This window comes from Williamsia soli, from assembly GCF_017377795.1.
GTDB lineage: Bacteria > Actinomycetota > Actinomycetes > Mycobacteriales > Mycobacteriaceae > Williamsia > Williamsia soli.
Window position 1 is genome coordinate 155557 of sequence record NZ_JAFRDR010000012.1, and the last position, 17058, is coordinate 172614.

At 65.3% G+C, this 17058-nt stretch carries 13 protein-coding genes; 5 read left to right on the forward strand and 8 right to left on the reverse strand.

Annotated elements, in window-relative coordinates:
* Window positions 1–20 precede the first annotated feature (20 nt).
* Window positions 21–716: an NUDIX hydrolase gene (locus J3S28_RS25210; RefSeq protein ID WP_207843697.1), complete on the forward strand. Its 696-nt coding sequence runs from the start codon at window positions 21–23 to the stop codon at window positions 714–716.
* Window positions 717–967: 251 nt separating this feature from the next.
* Here the strand turns inward: J3S28_RS25210 and J3S28_RS25215 are convergent, their stop codons facing one another.
* From J3S28_RS25215 to J3S28_RS25250, 8 genes are all read right to left on the reverse strand, one after another.
* A complete protein-coding gene (locus tag J3S28_RS25215) occupies window positions 968–1423 on the reverse strand; it encodes a MarR family winged helix-turn-helix transcriptional regulator (protein WP_207843698.1) in 456 nt (151 codons plus the stop codon).
* Window positions 1416–2909, reverse strand: a complete 1494-nt coding sequence (locus tag J3S28_RS25220; protein ID WP_207843699.1) for an MFS transporter — start codon at window positions 2907–2909, stop codon at window positions 1416–1418. Before J3S28_RS25220 ends, J3S28_RS25215 begins: the two co-directional genes overlap by 8 nt.
* 41 nt (window positions 2910–2950) lie before the next feature.
* Window positions 2951–3538, reverse strand: a complete 588-nt coding sequence (locus J3S28_RS25225) for a DUF2567 domain-containing protein (RefSeq protein ID WP_207843700.1) — start codon at window positions 3536–3538, stop codon at window positions 2951–2953.
* Window positions 3538–3774, reverse strand: coding sequence for a biotin synthase auxiliary protein BsaP (bsaP, locus tag J3S28_RS25230; RefSeq protein WP_207843701.1), 237 nt, complete (start codon window positions 3772–3774; stop codon window positions 3538–3540). Before bsaP ends, J3S28_RS25225 begins: the two co-directional genes overlap by 1 nt.
* A 14-nt stretch (window positions 3775–3788) precedes the next feature.
* Complete coding sequence (gene bioB, locus J3S28_RS25235) at window positions 3789–4802, reverse strand: biotin synthase BioB (protein WP_207843702.1); 1014 nt, start codon at window positions 4800–4802, stop codon at window positions 3789–3791.
* Window positions 4803–4837: 35 nt separating this feature from the next.
* On the reverse strand, window positions 4838–5545 hold the full coding sequence (gene bioD / locus J3S28_RS25240; protein WP_372436072.1) for a dethiobiotin synthase: 708 nt from the start codon (window positions 5543–5545) through the stop codon (window positions 4838–4840).
* A 99-nt stretch (window positions 5546–5644) separates the two neighbouring features.
* A complete protein-coding gene (locus tag J3S28_RS25245; RefSeq protein WP_207843703.1) occupies window positions 5645–6787 on the reverse strand; it encodes an 8-amino-7-oxononanoate synthase in 1143 nt (380 codons plus the stop codon).
* Between the two features lie 45 nt (window positions 6788–6832).
* Window positions 6833–8137 (reverse strand): adenosylmethionine--8-amino-7-oxononanoate transaminase, encoded by a 1305-nt coding sequence (locus J3S28_RS25250; protein ID WP_207843720.1) that lies wholly within the window; start codon window positions 8135–8137, stop codon window positions 6833–6835.
* Window positions 8138–8318: 181 nt separating this feature from the next.
* Between J3S28_RS25250 and J3S28_RS25255 the strand changes: the two genes are divergently transcribed.
* The 4 genes from J3S28_RS25255 (at window position 8319) to xylB (ending at window position 16836) form a co-directional block, all read left to right on the forward strand.
* Window positions 8319–10541, forward strand: coding sequence for an acyltransferase family protein (locus J3S28_RS25255; protein WP_237342081.1), 2223 nt, complete (start codon window positions 8319–8321; stop codon window positions 10539–10541).
* A 241-nt stretch (window positions 10542–10782) separates the two neighbouring features.
* Window positions 10783–13077 carry a glycogen debranching protein GlgX gene (gene glgX / locus J3S28_RS25260; RefSeq protein WP_237342115.1) on the forward strand — a complete coding sequence of 765 codons (2295 nt, stop codon included), beginning with the start codon at window positions 10783–10785 and terminating at the stop codon, window positions 13075–13077.
* Window positions 13078–13108: 31 nt separating this feature from the next.
* Complete coding sequence (gene treY, locus J3S28_RS25265) at window positions 13109–15436, forward strand: malto-oligosyltrehalose synthase (protein ID WP_207843706.1); 2328 nt, start codon at window positions 13109–13111, stop codon at window positions 15434–15436.
* Between the two features lie 2 nt (window positions 15437–15438).
* The gene (gene xylB / locus J3S28_RS25270; RefSeq protein ID WP_207843707.1) at window positions 15439–16836 is read left to right on the forward strand and encodes a xylulokinase; all 1398 of its coding nucleotides are present in this window, start codon (window positions 15439–15441) and stop codon (window positions 16834–16836) included.
* Window positions 16837–17058: the final 222 nt, after the last annotated feature.

Consider the following 17058-nt stretch of genomic DNA (forward strand, 5'->3'; position numbering starts at 1 on the left):
GAGCCACTACACTCGCAGCCATGCCCGCTCAGAGTGTCCTTCACGAGGTCCTCTGCGCCGTGTTCCAGGTTCGCGAGCACCACGTCGGCCAAGCCCCCCAGTTGTCGGTACTGCTGTGGCAACGTGCATACGACCCTCAGGCCGGTTCGTGGTCGCTGCCAGGTGGTCACCTCGATGCCGACGAAGACCTCAGGTCGTCTGCGCTTCGTCAGCTCGCGGACAAGGTCGATGTCCGCGAGGTCGCCCACCTCGAACAGCTGACCGTGTTCTCTGCGCCCGACCGGATCCCCGGTCCGCGGGTCATCGCATCCTCGTACCTCGGCATGGTGCCCTCGGATTCGCGACCGAACCTGCCCCCGGACACACGCTGGCATCCGGTATCACTGCTGCCCCAGATCAGCTTCGACCACAGCACGATCATCGAAAGGGCGCGATCACGGCTAGCCGCGAAGCTGTCCTATACGAACATCGCGTTCGCGCTCGCGCCGCCGGAATTCTCGATGTCAGCGTTGTCCGACATTTATTGCGCTGCACTGGGTTACCCGGTGGATTCGACGAACCTACTGCGCATTTTGTCCCGCCGCGGCGTGATCACCGCAACCGGGACAGTCGGCCGAACGGGACCGAACGGTGGACGGCCGCCTGCCCTGTATCGCTTCGCCGACAACCGTTTACGCATCACCGACGAGTTCGCGACACTACGTCCGCCTCCCTGACCATCCGCCGAGCGTGCCCTTCCAGACGCCGAGCGTGCCCTTGGCGTCGCCGAGCGTGCTGTTTGCGAGCGCGCTCGGCAGCGAGCCGGCAGGCGTCGGCGTCGGCGCCGTCGGATGAGCCCGCTCGGCGGCGGAAACGGCACGCTCGGCGTCCGGTAAAGCCCAGTCGGCGTCTGGAAGGGCACGGCCGGCGTCTGGAAGGGCACGGTCGGCGTCTGGAAGGGCACGCTCGGCGGATGGGAACGTAGCCGCTACGTCACCCGCTCGTTCTCATTTCTCGTCGACCGGCCGCCTGACCCCTGACTCAGCTTTTCCAGCAGTCCGGCAAGGGTCGAGAGTTCGTCATCTGACAGGACTTCGAAAGCAGACGGGGCAGGATCACCGATTGCTCGGATCGAATCGAGGAGTTCACGTCCGGCCCCGGTCAGCGACACGATCTTGCTGCGGCGATTACCGGGGTCGACCTTCCGGTCCACCAGTCCGCGCTCAGCGAGATCGTTGACGGCGACGGTGGTCGCGGGCGCGTCGAGCGTTGCCGCCGCCGCCAATGCCTTGACCGAGCGAGGCCCGTCATCGAGCCTGCTCAGAACCCGAAATCTGCTGAAAGGCAGGCCGCTACGTTCGATCACCGCTCGTCGCCAGGTATCGCGATTACTGTGCACCAGCGACGCCATCACCTGCCAGACGTCGTCTCGGCGATCACTCATGTGCGCTCCCGCGAGCGCGCCCGGCAAGGGTGGGTTGCGTGATCGGTTCCTCGTCCGATTCAGCGAACAACGTGGCAACGCGCTGCGTGGTGCGCGCCGACGCCGCAGTCGTCGAGTAGAACCCGAGCGCGGCGATGCCGAGGGCCAGTCCGACCGAAACCCACCACAGCGGAGCCATGTCGTCCACCGCGCCTGCCGAGTTCGCATCCGCGGCGATCACTGTTCCGGCAAGCGTTCCCGACAACGCGACGCCCAGGCTGATCCCGACCTGACGACTGGTCGACGCGATGGCCGAGGCTGCGCCTGCCCGGTCCCGCGGCATCCCACTGACCGCGGCCGTCGTGATCGGAGCGTTGACCATGCCGAAACCGATACCGAACAGACCGAACACCACCAGCAGCTGCCAGTTGGGTGTGTATTGGTCGAGTTGGGTCAGGGTCGCCGACGCCACCGCCAGCAACAACCCGGCGATCACCAACGAGGGCCGCGTCCCGTACTTGCCGACCAGCCGCCCCGACAGCGGCGAGAACACCAGTGTTCCGGCGGCGATGGGGAGAAACATCAGCCCGGTCTGCACCGGCGAGTAGTCGCGAATGCTCTGTAGGTAGATCGACATCATGAACAAGAAGGCGCCATATGCGGCAAAGGCGAACACACCGGTGACCGTCGCCGCAGCGAACGGGACACTCCGGAAGAACCGAAGCTCGATGAACGGTTCGTCGCGGCGTAGCTCGTAGCGACAGAAGGCTGCGAACGACGCGATCCCTACGGCGAAGATCGCGATGGTGCGCGGATCGGTCCAGCCCAGGCCCGGCCCCTCGATCAACCCGACGATCATGCCTGCCATGACGACGATCGCCAGACCCTGCCCGATGGGATCGAGCCCTCGGACCTTGGCCGACTTCGATTCGGGCACGACGAGGGCCGTCGCCACCACTGCGATCAGGCAGATCGGCAAATTGATCCAGAAGACCGACTCCCAACTGAACGAATCGATCAGCAGACCGCCCACTATCGGGCCCAGCGACATCGAGATCCCGACGACCGCACCCCACACACCTACGGCCCGGGCGCGCTCGACCCGTCCGGAGAACGTCTGCGTGATGATCGACATCGCGACCGGGTTGAGCATCGAACCGCCGACCGCTTGCAGGAATCGTGCGGCGATGAGGACCTGGATGGTCGGCGCCAAGCTGCACAACAGCGATCCGAGCGCGAAAGTACCCAATCCGATCTGGAAGACCCGACGCCGGCCGAAGCGATCCGCCATCGTCCCCGACAACAGCAGCAAACTCGCCAGCACCAGGGTGTAGACGTCGATCACCCACTGCAGCTGGGACGGCGTTGCGTCCAAATCGCTACGGATAGAGGGAATGGCAACGTTGACGATGGTCGCGTCCATCGAGACGATCAGCAGACTGAGGCAACAGGTCGCCAAGATCGCAGCCTTTCGGCGCGGAGTGAGCGTGCCTGTAGTTGAGTTCACCTAACTATTGTGAAACTACAACTATCGGCGCAGCAAGGCCCTCAACTATGCGATGGCTCACTCAGAGTCGAATCGAGGGCCGTCGAATCATGAGGGGCCGAGGCCGGGTGACCCAGATCGGCGTCTCGATTCATCACCACGAGCAGGAAATACGTCACCAACGCGGTGAGAGGCGCGACCACCAGCAGCACCCACGACACGCTCAGCCCACCCAAGGTGTCGAGATGTGCACCATCGATCCGAAGAGTCGGCGGCTGAGTGAACTCACCGCCTGCCGGGACGCCATCCCGGCCGGAAAAACGTTGCCGGGCAATGGCATCACCAACCCAGATCGCGAAGATCCCCGCCGCCACGGCGCCGGCAGACAACCCGACCACCCCCAAGGGACCGCGCAGCGCGGGCGGATACCAGAACACGATGGCCAGGACAACACCCGCCGCGAGTGCGAGGCAGAAGAATCGCGCGATCGCGCCGAACTCGGCCGTCGCATCGCCGATCGCAACCGCCCGACCGTCCTCGACGGCCCGGCCTTCGATACCCGGTGTCAGCAAGGCCCAGACGGCGCCCCAGATGATCCCCGTTGCCGCCACGCCCGCGGCCGCGAACAGCCCGGACCGACCACTGCCCATCAACGTTGTGTCAGCTCCACGGAGTCGACAGTACCGTGCCGAGAACACCGCGCAGACCAGCCGTCAGGACGCACCTGCACCACCATCCGGCGACCGCATTGCCCGCAATAGCGCGGCGGCTCGAGGCCCAATTGCGCTGCGCGCGGTACTGATTGCGGGTCTTCGACGTCGAGTTTCACCCCGGTGTAGACCCCGAACACCAACGGTGCGGCCAGTGGTGTCGGGATGTCACTCACGAGTGGGCTCGCGCTCAAATCGAGTCGTTGAGTGCCTTGATCGGCATCTGCAACTCTTCGAGCAGATCCAGATCAGTCTCGGCCGGACGGCCCAGGGTCGTCAGATAATTACCCACGATCACCGCATTGATGCCACCGAGGATGCCCTGCTTGGCACCGAGATCACCCAGGGTGATCTCGCGGCCACCGGCGAACCGCAAGATGGTGCGCGGCAACGCCAACCGGAACGCCGCAACCGCCTTGAGCGCCTCGGCAGCCGGCAGCACGTCGAGGTCCCCGAACGGGGTACCCGGACGCGGGTTCAGAAAGTTCAGGGGAACCTCGTCGGGATCAAGTGCAGCGAGATCGGCGGCGAACTCGGCGCGCTGCTCGAGCGTCTCACCCATACCCAGGATGCCGCCGCAGCAGACCTCCATGCCGGCCTCGCGAATCATCTTCAACGTCCCGAAACGCTCTTCCCAGCTGTGCGTGGTGACAACGTTCGGGAAATGCGAGCGCGCGGTCTCCAAATTGTGGTTGTACCGGTGCACCCCCATCGCCTTGAGCGCATCGACCTGCTCCTGGGTCAACATTCCCAGGCTGCACGCGATCTGGATGTCGACCTCGGCGCGAATGGCCTCGATACCCGCAGCGACCTGCGCCATCAGACGCTTGTCCGGGCCACGCACCGCAGCGACGATGCAGAACTCCGTCGCACCCGACTTGGCAGTCTGCTTGGCCGCCTCCACCAGCGCAGGAATGTCGATCCACGCACTACGCACCGGAGAGGCAAACAGACCCGACTGCGAACAGAAATGGCAATCCTCGGGACAACCACCGGTCTTGAGGGAGATGATGCCTTCCACCTCGACCTCAGGTCCGCAGTGCTTCATCCGCACATCGTGAGCGAGCTGCAGCAGGTCCGTCAGCCGATCATCGGACAACTGCAAGATCTGCAGCGTCTGCTCCTGGCTCAAACCCTCACCGCGTTCCAACACCTGCTCACGCGCGACGTCGAGAATGTCCGTGCGTACTGGCGCCTGGGTCACGTTGGGCCTCCCTCTCGTCATGACACTTTGCGGTCCTAGTGTGCCCTATCACCTGCGTCGGCGGACTTGGGGTACACCACAAGCCGCGACAGCCAATCGGCATCGAACCAGTGCCGTGCCTGCGCACCGAAGAATCGCCGATCGAAACGGCCCGCGCCTGTCGGGATCCGGCCGACGATCGGAACGCCGGTGACCAGCGGCAGATCCTCCATATTGCAGCGCTCCGCAAGATCGGGTTCGTCGGGCCAGGAACCGATGACGATGCCCGCACAATCGAGGCCGGCAGCCTCGATGGCGCGAATGGTCAGCTCGGTGTGGTTGAGGGTGCCGAGCCCTGCGGCGGCGACCACCAGCAACGGCGCGTCGAGGCCTGCCGCCACATCGAGGATGGTGAGATCCGGAGCCAACCGCACCAGCGCTCCCCCGGCGCCCTCGACCAATGTCAGGTCGTGATCGTCGAACTGTGACACCGCGGACAGCACCGTCTCGAGGTCGACGAACGGTGCGCCCTCCCGACGGGCGGCCCGGTCCGGCGCCAATGGGTCGCGGTAGCGAAAACTCTCTGCGGTTGCCCTGACCCCGGTCAGCCGACGCACTTCGGCGATGTCCCCGGGCTCGCCCGGCCCGACCCCGGTCTGCGCGGGTTTACAGACCGCGACCGAGGCTCCGCGGTCGATCGCCGCGGCCGTGAGTGCAGCGGTCGCGACCGTTTTTCCCACCTCTGTGGAGGTGCCGGTGATCACGAGTTTCACGATGACGGGCCGATGGCGATTGTTGTGGCACGCTCGAGGGCGTTATCGGCACGCTCGACGGCGTTGTCGGCACGTTCGACGGGAGACATGTCAGATCTCGGCGAGCACGGAGTTGACCACCTCGGTCACGGTCGTGATGTCGTCGTCTGTGAGGTCGGCGCGGACCGTCAGACGCAGTCGCGACGTGCCGGGCGGGACCGATGGCGGCCGGAAACAGCCGACGAGGACTCCACGGTCGCGGCAACGCTGGGCGGCGTCGAGGGCACGGGCCGGGTCGCCGAGGACGATCGAGACCACGGCGGCCTCCGGAACTTCTCCGCCGCACAGTTGGGCCAGGCGCGCAGCATTCGACCGCACGCGGACCGCGAGTTCAGGGCGGTGCCGCAACAGGGTCAAGGCCGCCTGTGCGGCACCGACAGCAGCCGGGGCGAGTCCGGTGTCGAAGATGAAACTCCGGGCCCGGTCGATGAGGTGACCGCGGACCGCTGCCGATCCGAGCACCACTCCCCCCTGAGATCCCAACGATTTGGACAGCACCGCGGTCGCGACGAGATCTGGGGCGCCCGACAGTCCCGCTTCGTGCAGAACACCGCGACCACCGGCGCCCCGGATGCCGAGCGCGTGGGCCTCGTCGACGAGCAGGACGGCGTTGTGGTCTCGGGCGGCCGAATACAACTGCGTCACCGGCGCGATGGCTCCGTCGATGGAGTACACGGAGTCGGTGACCACCATGGCGCGTTCTTCGGTTCGCCTGTCGAGTTCGCGCCGTACTGCATCGTGGTCACCGCGATCGACCACCACCACGCGTGCACGCGAAAGCCGGCATCCATCGATCAACGACGCATGCGCGCCGCCGTCGCTGACGATCAGGTCACCGCGGCCCATGAGCGCTGACACGGCCCCGACGTTCCCCAGATAGCCGGACGAGAACACGAGCGCAGACTCGTACTCCAGGAAAGCCGCGAGGTCGGCCTCGAGTTCGGAGTGCAACGTGGTGGTGCCGGTCACCAGCCGCGACGACGTGGCCCCGCCGCCCCATCGCTCGAGAGCGTCTCGGGCACCCGCGATCACGGACGGTTCGCGGGACAGTCCGAGATAGTCGTTGGACGCCAGGTTGAGCAGGTCGCCCTCGGCGGCACGCGGTACCAACGTGCGATGCAGGCCGGCGGCCGCGCGCACATCCGCGGCCTCGTCAAGCCAGCTGAGCGCGGTCGCCGTGTCGGAAGATGTCATCGGATTCACTGCCCAAGAGCGTCTCACAGGCGACGTTGTCACCTCTCACCCACTATGACTGCCGGACACTCGCTCGCCGGTCACCGCCGTGACCGCCGCGCCGATACCACCGACGATCGCGTCGAGATCATCATCTGAGCAGATGAAAGGCGGCATCGTGTAGATGAGGTCGCGGAAAGGCCGCAACCAGACGCCCGCGTCGACCGCGGCATACGTCGCCGGGCCCATGTCGACCGGTTGCTCCAGCTGCACGACGCCGATCGCGCCTTTCACCCGGACCTCACGCACTCCTGACAGTTCGGCGAGTGGGGCCAGTCCGGTGGTCAGACGTTCTTCGATGTGCGTCACCCGCTGTCGCCACGGCGAGGCAAGCAACAGTTCGGTCGAGGCAAGAGCCACCGCACACGTCAGCGGATTGGCCATGAAGGTCGGTCCGTGCGCCAGCACCCCGACCTCCGAGCGGGAGATGGTCTCGGCGATGGCACGGGTACACAGTGTCGCCGCCATCGACAGGTAACCACCGGTGAGCGCCTTGCCCAGACACATGATGTCGGGCGACACCCCGGCATGATCGGCGGCGAACAGTGCACCGGTGCGTCCGAACCCGGTGGCGATCTCATCGAAGATGAGCAGCAGTCCGTGCTCGTCGCAGATCCGGCGCAGCTCGGTCAGATAACGCGCGTCGTGGAATCTCATGCCGCCGGCGCCCTGTACGACCGGTTCCACGATGACCGCGGCGAGCTCACCGGAGTGTTCGGCGACCACGTTCTCCAGGTGTGTGACGTAATCGGCCGAGAACTCTGCGGGGGGTGCGTCTGCGAACACCTGTGGGGTCAACACGTCAGTCCACAAGGTGTGCATCCCACCTTCGGGATCGCAGACGCTCATCGGAGTGAACGTGTCCCCGTGATAACCGCCGCGCCAGGTCAGCAGTCGGGTACGCCGCGACTCACCACGCGCCCGCCAATACTGCAGCGCCATCTTCACCGCCACTTCCACCGAGACCGATCCCGAGTCACAGAAGAAGACGGTGCGCAGTGGCTCCGGCGTGATCTGGACGAGGAGTTCGGCCAGCCGAGCTGCCGGTTCGTGGGTCAGACCGCCGAACATGACATGTGCCATCGCGTCGAGCTGGCGGCGCGCGGCCTCGTCGAGAACCGGATGGGCGTAGCCGTGGATCGCGGCCCACCACGAACTCATCCCGTCGACGACGGTTGTCCCGTCGGCGAACGTCAGCCGGACGCCGGCTGCGGACCGCACCACCCGCGGCGCGGGATCCGGGTGCGGCAGGGTCCCGTAGGGATGCCAGATCAGCTCGGAATCGAGGCGCACTATCTCCTGCGCCGACATCGGTGCTCGCGGGGTCGGAAACTCGGGCAATGGGGGCACTGCTCCACCCTAGTGAGCCTCGTGCGGCGTTCCCGGCCGGGGATTCTAAGCAAGAGCAGGTACATTACGTGCCGGAACAGCCCACCCGATGCTGGGAAGCAACACCGATTTCAGCGCAACCGGACAAGTGAGACACAACCAGTTGACAGCCACGCCCAGTGTGGACAGTCGGCCGCCGTCGGTTCCGGCCGACACCGTGCCCTCGTATCGCACTGACCTCGACGGCCTTCGTGGCCTCGCCATCGTGCTGGTGGCGTGCTTTCACATCTGGTTCGGACGGGTCTCCGGCGGCGTCGATGTCTTCCTCACCCTGTCCGGCTATTTCTTCGTCGGATCGCTGCTCCGCCACGTGATCGTCAGCCAGGACGATCGCGCGACACTCTGGCACACCGTCAATCCGACAAAGCGGCTCACCCGGCTCGCCAGGCGACTACTGCCGGCACTGGTGGCCATCCTCATCGTGATCAGCCTGGGCACGTTGTTGATCTTCCCCCAGACGAGGTGGGTGTCGACCGGCAAAGAGGTCATCGCAAGCCTCTTCTACTACCAAAACTGGCATCTGGCGTTCAATTCGCAGGACTACACCGCGGCCAGCTCGGCCAACAGCCCCCTCCAGCATCTGTGGTCCATGTCGGTGCAGGGCCAGTTCTTCGTCCTCACGATGCTCACAGCCCTCGCGTTCGCGGGTGCGATCAAGTTGCTGGTGCGGGCCGGCGTGAAGAAGCTGGCCGATCCGACCGTGATCAGGGTCGTGGTGTTCGTCGCCATCCTGGGTGTTGCCGCTGTGTCCTTCTATTGGGCTCACATGCGCATGGAGGTCAACCAGCAGTTCAACTACTACGACACCATCTCCCGCGCATGGGAACCGCTCGCCGGCGGGCTCCTTGCGATCTGGATGCCGAAGTGGCGGGTACCGAATGTCATCCGCAGCCTGGTGGCCATCGTCGCCCTGGGCATGATCATCACCTGCGGGTGGTGGATCGTCGGGGTCGAGCAGTATCCGGGGCCCTGGGCGCTGGTCCCCGTCTTGTCGACCCTCGCCATCATCTGGGCCGGCGCGACAGGCCTGCAGCACGGCCCGACGACGGATCAGCCAAAGGTGAACCAGGGGCTCTCGACCCCGCAGATGGTCTGGCTCGGTTCCATCTCCTACGCGCTGTACCTGTGGCATTGGCCGCTGCTGATCTTTTATCTGACATGGCGGGACAAGGATCACGCCTCGATCGTCGAGGGCACGGTACTGATCGCGGTGTCGATTGCGATGGCCTGGCTCACCAAGCGGTACATCGAGGAGCCGCTCCGTGCGCCGCGCTCGGTCTCGATCCACAAAGAATCACCGCCGCACAAAGGCAGTCCCACTCGGCACCACCACGCGGCGCACGCCGCACCGGTCAACCCGTGGCGCGCACGGATGCTGAACTACACCACCGTGGTCACCACGATGCTCGCCGTCGGCGCGATTCTGATGACCGTGGGTTTCAAGGCCTGGGACTACCACGTCGCACACATGACCGTGGACACGACCGATCTCGACCCGCGGGTGTATCCGGGAGCACGCGCGCTGCTCGAGAACGCACCGGTCCCCCACGTCGACCCGCAACCCTCGCCGCTGCAGGTCGTCAAGGATTTGCCCGCGACGTCGTTCAACGGCCACATCAGCGACTTCAAGGACGACGGTGTGCACGTCGGCGTCTACGGGGATCCGTTGGCCACCAAGACGATTGCTCTTGCCGGAGGGTCGCATGCCGAGATGTGGATCACCGCTCTGGACATCCTCGGCAAACAGAACCACTTCAAGGTCAAGACGTACCTGAAGATGGGCTGCCCGCTCTCGACAGAACTGATTCCGAAACAGGCCGGTGTGCCGTACCCGCAATGTCACGACTGGGTCGAGAAGGTGGTGCCCCAGATCATCGCCGACAGACCCGATGCAGTGTTCACCAATTCCACGCGACCTCGGGACTACGAGCCGGGCGACTGGGTTCCCGACGACTACCTGCCGATTTTCGACCAGTTCGGCGAGGCGGGTATCCCGGTGCTCGGCATCCGCGACACATCCTGGCCGCACAACGGCGAGGGGTCGATCAACACCCCGGACTGTCTCTCGAACAATAATGTCGACGAATGCTCGACCTCGCGCGCGTCGTCGTTCGCCCCCACCAATCCAACGCTGGACATAGTGCGAGATCACCCCAACGTGTTGCCGCTCGACCTCACCGACGGAATGTGCACCGAAACACAGTGCCCCGCAGTTGTGGGGAACATCATCGTCTACCACGACCTGCACCACCTCAGCGCAACGTTCGTCCGTAGCTTGGTCCCCGAATTACAGCGGCAGATGCAGGCCGCGCTGCCCTGGACCTGACCACCACATTCACCGACCTGTCCGCGCCGCTGCACCCCGCCCGCGCTGGACATGCCACCCGCTCCATCGACAAGTAGGGTCAAGCCATGAAAAAACGAGGGTGCAGATGACGCCGCCCGAGGTCGGAGCGCACGCCGAGGTCACCGGCACTTCCGCGCACACCGACGTGATCGACCCGGCGACCACCGCCACTTCAGCCGACTCCGCCAACGGGACGAGCCACGCCGTGGCCGCGGAGATCATGGTGTGGCCGGGCACCGCTTATCCCTTGGGCGCCACGTTCGATGGCGCCGGCACCAACTTCTCCCTGTTCTCCGAGGTCGCCACCAAGGTCGAGTTGTGCTTGATCGGCAAGGACAATTCCGAGACCCGTATCTCGCTCGAAGAGGTCGACGGATATGTCTGGCACGCGTACCTGCCCTCGATCGCTCCGGGCCAGATGTATGGATACCGGGTGCACGGCCCCTATGACCCGCGCCAGGGTTTGCGTTGCGACCCTTCCAAACTGCTCGTGGACCCTTACGGGAAGGCGTTTCACGGCGAGTTCGACGGCGACGCCTCCCTGTATTCCTATCCGATCGTGCTCGAGACCCCCGAGGCCGAACCTGAGCCAGCAGAGGCCGAGACATCCTCCCTCCCTTCGGATGTGAACCGCCAGACGATCGCCGTCGACGCCGATGACTCCGCCGCGGCCGTGAGTGAGGACGACAGCGACTCGGCCCAGCAGGCAGCCATCGTCGAACCCGAACCGACACCTGAACCGCCCGATCCTTTGTTCGGCGAGCCGCCGCGGCTGGATTCGTTGGGGCACACCATGACCTCGGTCGTGATCAATCCGTTCTTCGACTGGCAGCACGACCGGGCACCGAACCGGCCGTACTACGAGACCGTCATCTACGAGGCCCACGTCAAGGGTATGACCGCGACGCATCCCGAGGTCCCGGAACAACTCCGCGGCACCTACGCGGGGCTGGCGCATCCGGCGATCATCGACCACCTGACCGATTTGGGTGTGACCGCGATCGAACTCATGCCGGTTCATCAGTTCCTGCAGGACCAGACCCTGTTGGACCAGGGGCTCAAGAACTACTGGGGCTACAACAGTTTCGGGTTCATGGCGCCTCATGCCGACTACGCCTCGAACAAGAAGGCCGGCAGTGCCGTCCCCGAGTTCAAGGCGATGGTGCGTGCGTTCCACGAGGCAGGTATCGAGGTGATCCTCGACGTGGTCTACAACCACACCGCCGAGGGAAACCATCGCGGTCCGAGTATCGCGTTCCGCGGTATCGACAACGCCGCCTACTACCGACTTCTCGACGGCGAGCCCTGGCACTACATGGATTACACGGGCACCGGTAACAGCCTCAACGTCCGGCATCCACATACACTCCAACTGATCATGGACTCACTGCGCTACTGGGTTCTCGAGATGCACGTCGACGGTTTCCGATTCGATCTCGCCTCCACCCTGGCACGAGAACTACACGACGTGGACAAGCTGTCCGCGTTCTTCGATCTCGTGCAACAGGATCCGGTGGTCAGTCAGGTCAAGCTGATCGCCGAGCCGTGGGACGTGGGTGAGGGCGGCTACCAGGTGGGCAACTTCCCCGGACTGTGGACCGAGTGGAACGGACAATACCGCGACACCGTCCGCGACTACTGGCGCGGTGAGCCGGCAACGTTGGGCGAGTTCGCATCCCGGCTCACCGGATCGTCCGACTTGTACGAGGCGACCGGACGCCGCCCCAGCGCGAGCATCAACTTCGTGACCGCCCACGATGGGTTCACCTTACGAGACCTGGTGTCGTACAACGAGAAGCACAACGACGCAAACGGCGAGGACAATCGCGACGGCGAAAGCCACAACAGGTCGTGGAACTGTGGTGTCGAGGGGCCAACGGACGATCCGGAGATCGAGCGTCTACGGGCCCGCCAGCAGCGGAACATTCTGGCCACCCTCATGCTCAGCCAGGGCACCCCGATGATCGCGCACGGCGATGAGATCGGCCGCACCCAGAACGGCAACAACAACGTCTACTGCCAGGACAGCCCCATCGCCTGGATGGATTGGGCCCTGGCAGAGGAGAACTCCGACCTGCTCGCGTTCACCTCGCGCGTCATCGCGCTGCGAACCGCTCATCCGGTGTTCCGCCGTCGCCGATTTTTCGCGGGCCGACCGATCCGCTCGGGTGATCAGCCACGCGACATCGCCTGGCTGACCCCGGGCGGCGAGGAGATGACCGAGGCCGACTGGGACAGCGGTTTCGGCAAGTCCCTCGCGGTGTTCCTGAATGGCTCGGCCATCGGCGAGAAGGATGTCCGCGGCCGGGTGGTACGGGACGACGACTTCCTGATGTGTTTCAACGCGCACTACGAGCCGATCGACTTCCGGGTGCCGACGGCCTTCTACGCCGAGGAGTGGGCCGGGGTACTCGACACCGCCGACGCGGTGGGAGATAGTTCGGTGAGCGCACACGCCGAGAGCAGCCTTCTGGTTAGAGAACGGTCGTTGTTGGTACTCCGCAAGGTGAACTGACCACTCGTATTCGACAAGCACCGGAGCTTTCATGATCCTGCCGCTCACGGCAACCTATCGGCTTCAGCTACACGCCGGGTTCACCTTCGCCGACTCGATCGAACACCTCGATCACTATTCGGCTCTCGGGGTGAGCCACTTGTACCTGTCACCGATCCAGACCGCGCAGGCCGGGTCGAATCACGGATACGACTGGGTGCCGCCGCCCGAGGTGTCTCCTGCGCTCGGTGGTATCGAGGGACTCCGCGCACTGCGGGCGGCGGCGACGGCGCGAGGCATCGGTCTCATCGTCGACATCGTTCCCAACCACACCGGTGTCGAGGATCCCAGGCAGAACCCGTGGTGGTGGGACGTCCTGCGGCTGGGTGCCGCATCGGAGTATTCCGGTTACTTCGACATCGACTGGTCGAAAGACAATGGTGCCGCGGGCAAGATCGCCCTTCCCGTCCTCGGGTCCCCCGACGATCTCGGCGCCTTGACAATCGACACCGATGGCAGCGAGCCGGAGCTCGCCTTCTATGAACATCGGTTTCCGCTGGCACCGGGTACCTATGATCCGGCGAACCCGACGTCGGCGACTGTCGTGCATCAGGAGCAGTCGTATCGGTTGGTGCCCTGGGACATCGGTGTCATCGGCTACCGGCGGTTCTTCTCGGTCAACGGTCTTGCGGGCCTACGACAAGAAGATCCCGCCGTCTACGCCGCCACCCACACCCTCGTTCGGCAACTGGTCGCCGAAGATCTCACGGACGGGATCCGCGTCGATCATCCCGACGGCCTCGCCGACCCTGTCGGTTACCTCGAAAACCTGCGTGCCGACATCGGGCCGGATCGCGTCCTGCTGATCGAGAAGATCCTGGCCCGCTCCGAACCACTCGATCCGTCCCTGCCGGTCGATGGGACAACCGGCTACGAGGTTCTACGCGCCGTCGGCGCAGTACTGGTCGACCCCCAGGGCGAAGGCCCGATGGGCGATCTGCACCAGCGCTACAGCGGCGACCGCGGCGACAACCTGTGGTTGGAAGCCACCGAGCGACACCTCAAACTCTCGATCCTGGACGAGACGTTTCCCGCCGAGAGGGCGCGGCTTAGACGAACGCTCGTGGCAACCGCGCACGGCGCCGACGTGCCTGCGGCTGAGGATCTCGACGTCGCGATCGGCGCGGTGGTGGCCGGTCTCGGTGTGTATCGCAGCGACTATCCGGTTCTGTCGGGCACGCTCGAGTCGCTACTGGACACCGAGAGGAAGCGACTCCCCGCTCTCGCGTCGTCGTTCGATCTGATCGGGTCTGCAGTGGCGTCGGATGCAGAGTCGCGGGCACGCCTGGCACAGGTCTGCGGTGCGGTGACGGCGAAGAGCGTCGAAGACTGCCTCTTCTACCGGACCGCACGGTTGGTCAGCCTGCAAGAGGTCGGTGGCAGCCCCGGGGTCTTCGCCGATTCTCTCGACGACTTCCACCTCTTCAACGCTGACCGGGCGTCGGCGTGGCCGCGCGCGCTCACCTCTTTGTCGACGCACGACACCAAACGCAGCGAAGACGTCCGGGCGCGGATCGGGTTCCTGTCGCAGATCCCGGAGCGTTGGGCGGAGCTGGTCGATCGCTCCCAGGCTCGCAACCCCGCGCCTGCCGGCGTCACGGGATTGTTCCTGCGTCAGAACCTGTTCGGCGTGTGGCCGGCGGACGGAGCGGTCACAGCGGAGCTGCGCACCCGCATACACGATTATGCGACGAAGGCCATTCGCGAAGGCGGGGTCGGGACCACGTGGACCGACGTCGACGAGGCCTTCGAATCCGCCGTCCACGGCTGGCTGGATCAAACTTTCGACGGCCCGTGCGGCGACGACCTGACCGAACTCGTCCACGACACCCGGCACCACCTCGAGTCCGATGCCGTGGTGCAGAAGGCACTGGCTCTGCTGGCCCCCGGTATCCCCGACGTCTACCAGGGCACGGAGTGGTTCGACGATTCGCTGGTCGACCCGGACAATCGACGTCCGGTCGATTACTCGCAGTCCGTGGACCATCCCAAGGTGGCCGTCGTGCGCACCGCACTGCACCTGCGTCGCCGGCGACCAGAGGTGTTCGTCGCCGGTGACTATCACGCCCTGTCGGCGACCGGTCCCGCCGCAGCCCATGTCGTGGCCTTCGGCCGCGGTGAAAAGGACGCCGGTATCTCGGTGATCGTGGCCGGCTGCCGCTGGACCGCACGACTGGAAGACAGCGACTGGGAGCAGACGACGCTTGAGCTTCCGGCCGGCACGTGGCGAGAATTGCTGACCGGAACCGATTTCACCGGTAGCGTGACGACGGCGCGGCTCGGAACCTCGGTCGCGATTCTCGAGCTCGCTGAGGAGTAGAGATGACGCTGGTCGCCGGAATCGACTCGTCGACCCAGTCCAGCAAGGTTGTGGTGTGCGACACCGAGGACGGCGGGATCGTCCGGTCGGGCAGCGCACCGCATCCGCACGGCACCGAGATCCATCCCGACCGGTGGTGGGACGCTCTGCAGGAAGCGATCGGTGACGCCGGCGGCATCGACGACGTCGCCGCGGTGTCGGTGGGAGCGCAGCAACATGGCATGATCTGTCTCGACGAGAACGGCGAGGTGGTCCGAGACGCCTTGCTGTGGAACGATACCCGTTCCGATACCGCGGCCACCCAACTGATCGACGACCTCGGTGGGCCGAAACCGTGGGTCGATGAAACCGGCCTCCTTCCCGTCGCGTCCTTCACCGTGTCGAAACTGCGTTGGCTTGCCGATCACGAGCCCGGGAACGCAGATCGCACCGCCGCGGTGTGCCTTCCCCACGACTGGCTCAGTTGGCGACTGTCGGGCTCGCCGGACATAGCAGACCTCTGGACCGACCGCAGCGACGCCAGCGGGACCGGCTATTTCAGCGCCGCCACCGGCGAGTATCACGACAACCTCGTGCAGTTGGCGCTTCGCGGACGAAGGCCGCTTCTTCCTCGCATTGCCGCGCCGTCCGAGACCGCTGCCCGCGCCGCCGGCGGTGCAGGCCTCGGCGCAGGGGCAGGCGACAATGCCGCCGCCGCCCTGGCCCTCGGTGCCGGGCCAGGTGATTGTGTTGTGTCGCTGGGCACCTCGGGTGTGGTCAGCGCTGTCGGCGACCGATCCCCAGCCGACTACGACGGACTCGTCGCGGGATTCGCCGATGCCACCGGCAGACAACTGCCACTGGTCTGCACGCTCAACGGCGCTCCGGTCCTCGCGGCAGTCGCGGACATGCTCGGCGTGGACCTTCAGACGTTCTCAGACCTCGCGTTGTCGGCACCCCCGGGGGCCGAAGGTCTGTCGTTGGTCCCCTACTTCGAGGGAGAACGATCGCCGAACCTGCCGCACACCCGCGGCGCTCTCCATGGGATGACCGGCCGAAATCTGAGCAACGCCAACATCGCTCGCGCAGGCATCGAAGGTCTGTTGTGCTCACTGCAATACTGCACCGACCGGATCGTGGAGCAGGGCATAGAAATCAACCGGATCATCTTGGTCGGTGGCGGAGCCCGGTCGGCTGCCGTCCGGGAGATCGCGCCGTCGATCTTCGGGCACCCGGTGGTGGTGCCCGAACCCGGCGAGTACGTCGCCCTCGGCGCCGCCCGCCAGGCCGCGTGGACGCTGACGTCCGATGGCGAGCCACCGACTTGGTCGACCGCTGCCGAGAGCACCTACGAGGCCGACCCCATTCCGGCTGTATACGAGCAATACCAGGAGGCATCCGGACTGACCGTCGGCCGTTGAGGCCCGGTCGTCGCACGCAAAAGCACGCTCGGCGTACACAAAAGCACGCTCGGCGTACACAAAGGCACGCTCGGTGTAAGCAAAAGCACGCTCGGCGGGTGGATTCCAGTGAACGTCGCAACACCAGTTACGGGGTCGATGTTAGCAACGCGGTGAACGACTCGTTGGGTGTGCGGAAGTCGAGTGCCTTGCGGGGTCGATTGTTCATAGCTCGGGCTACGA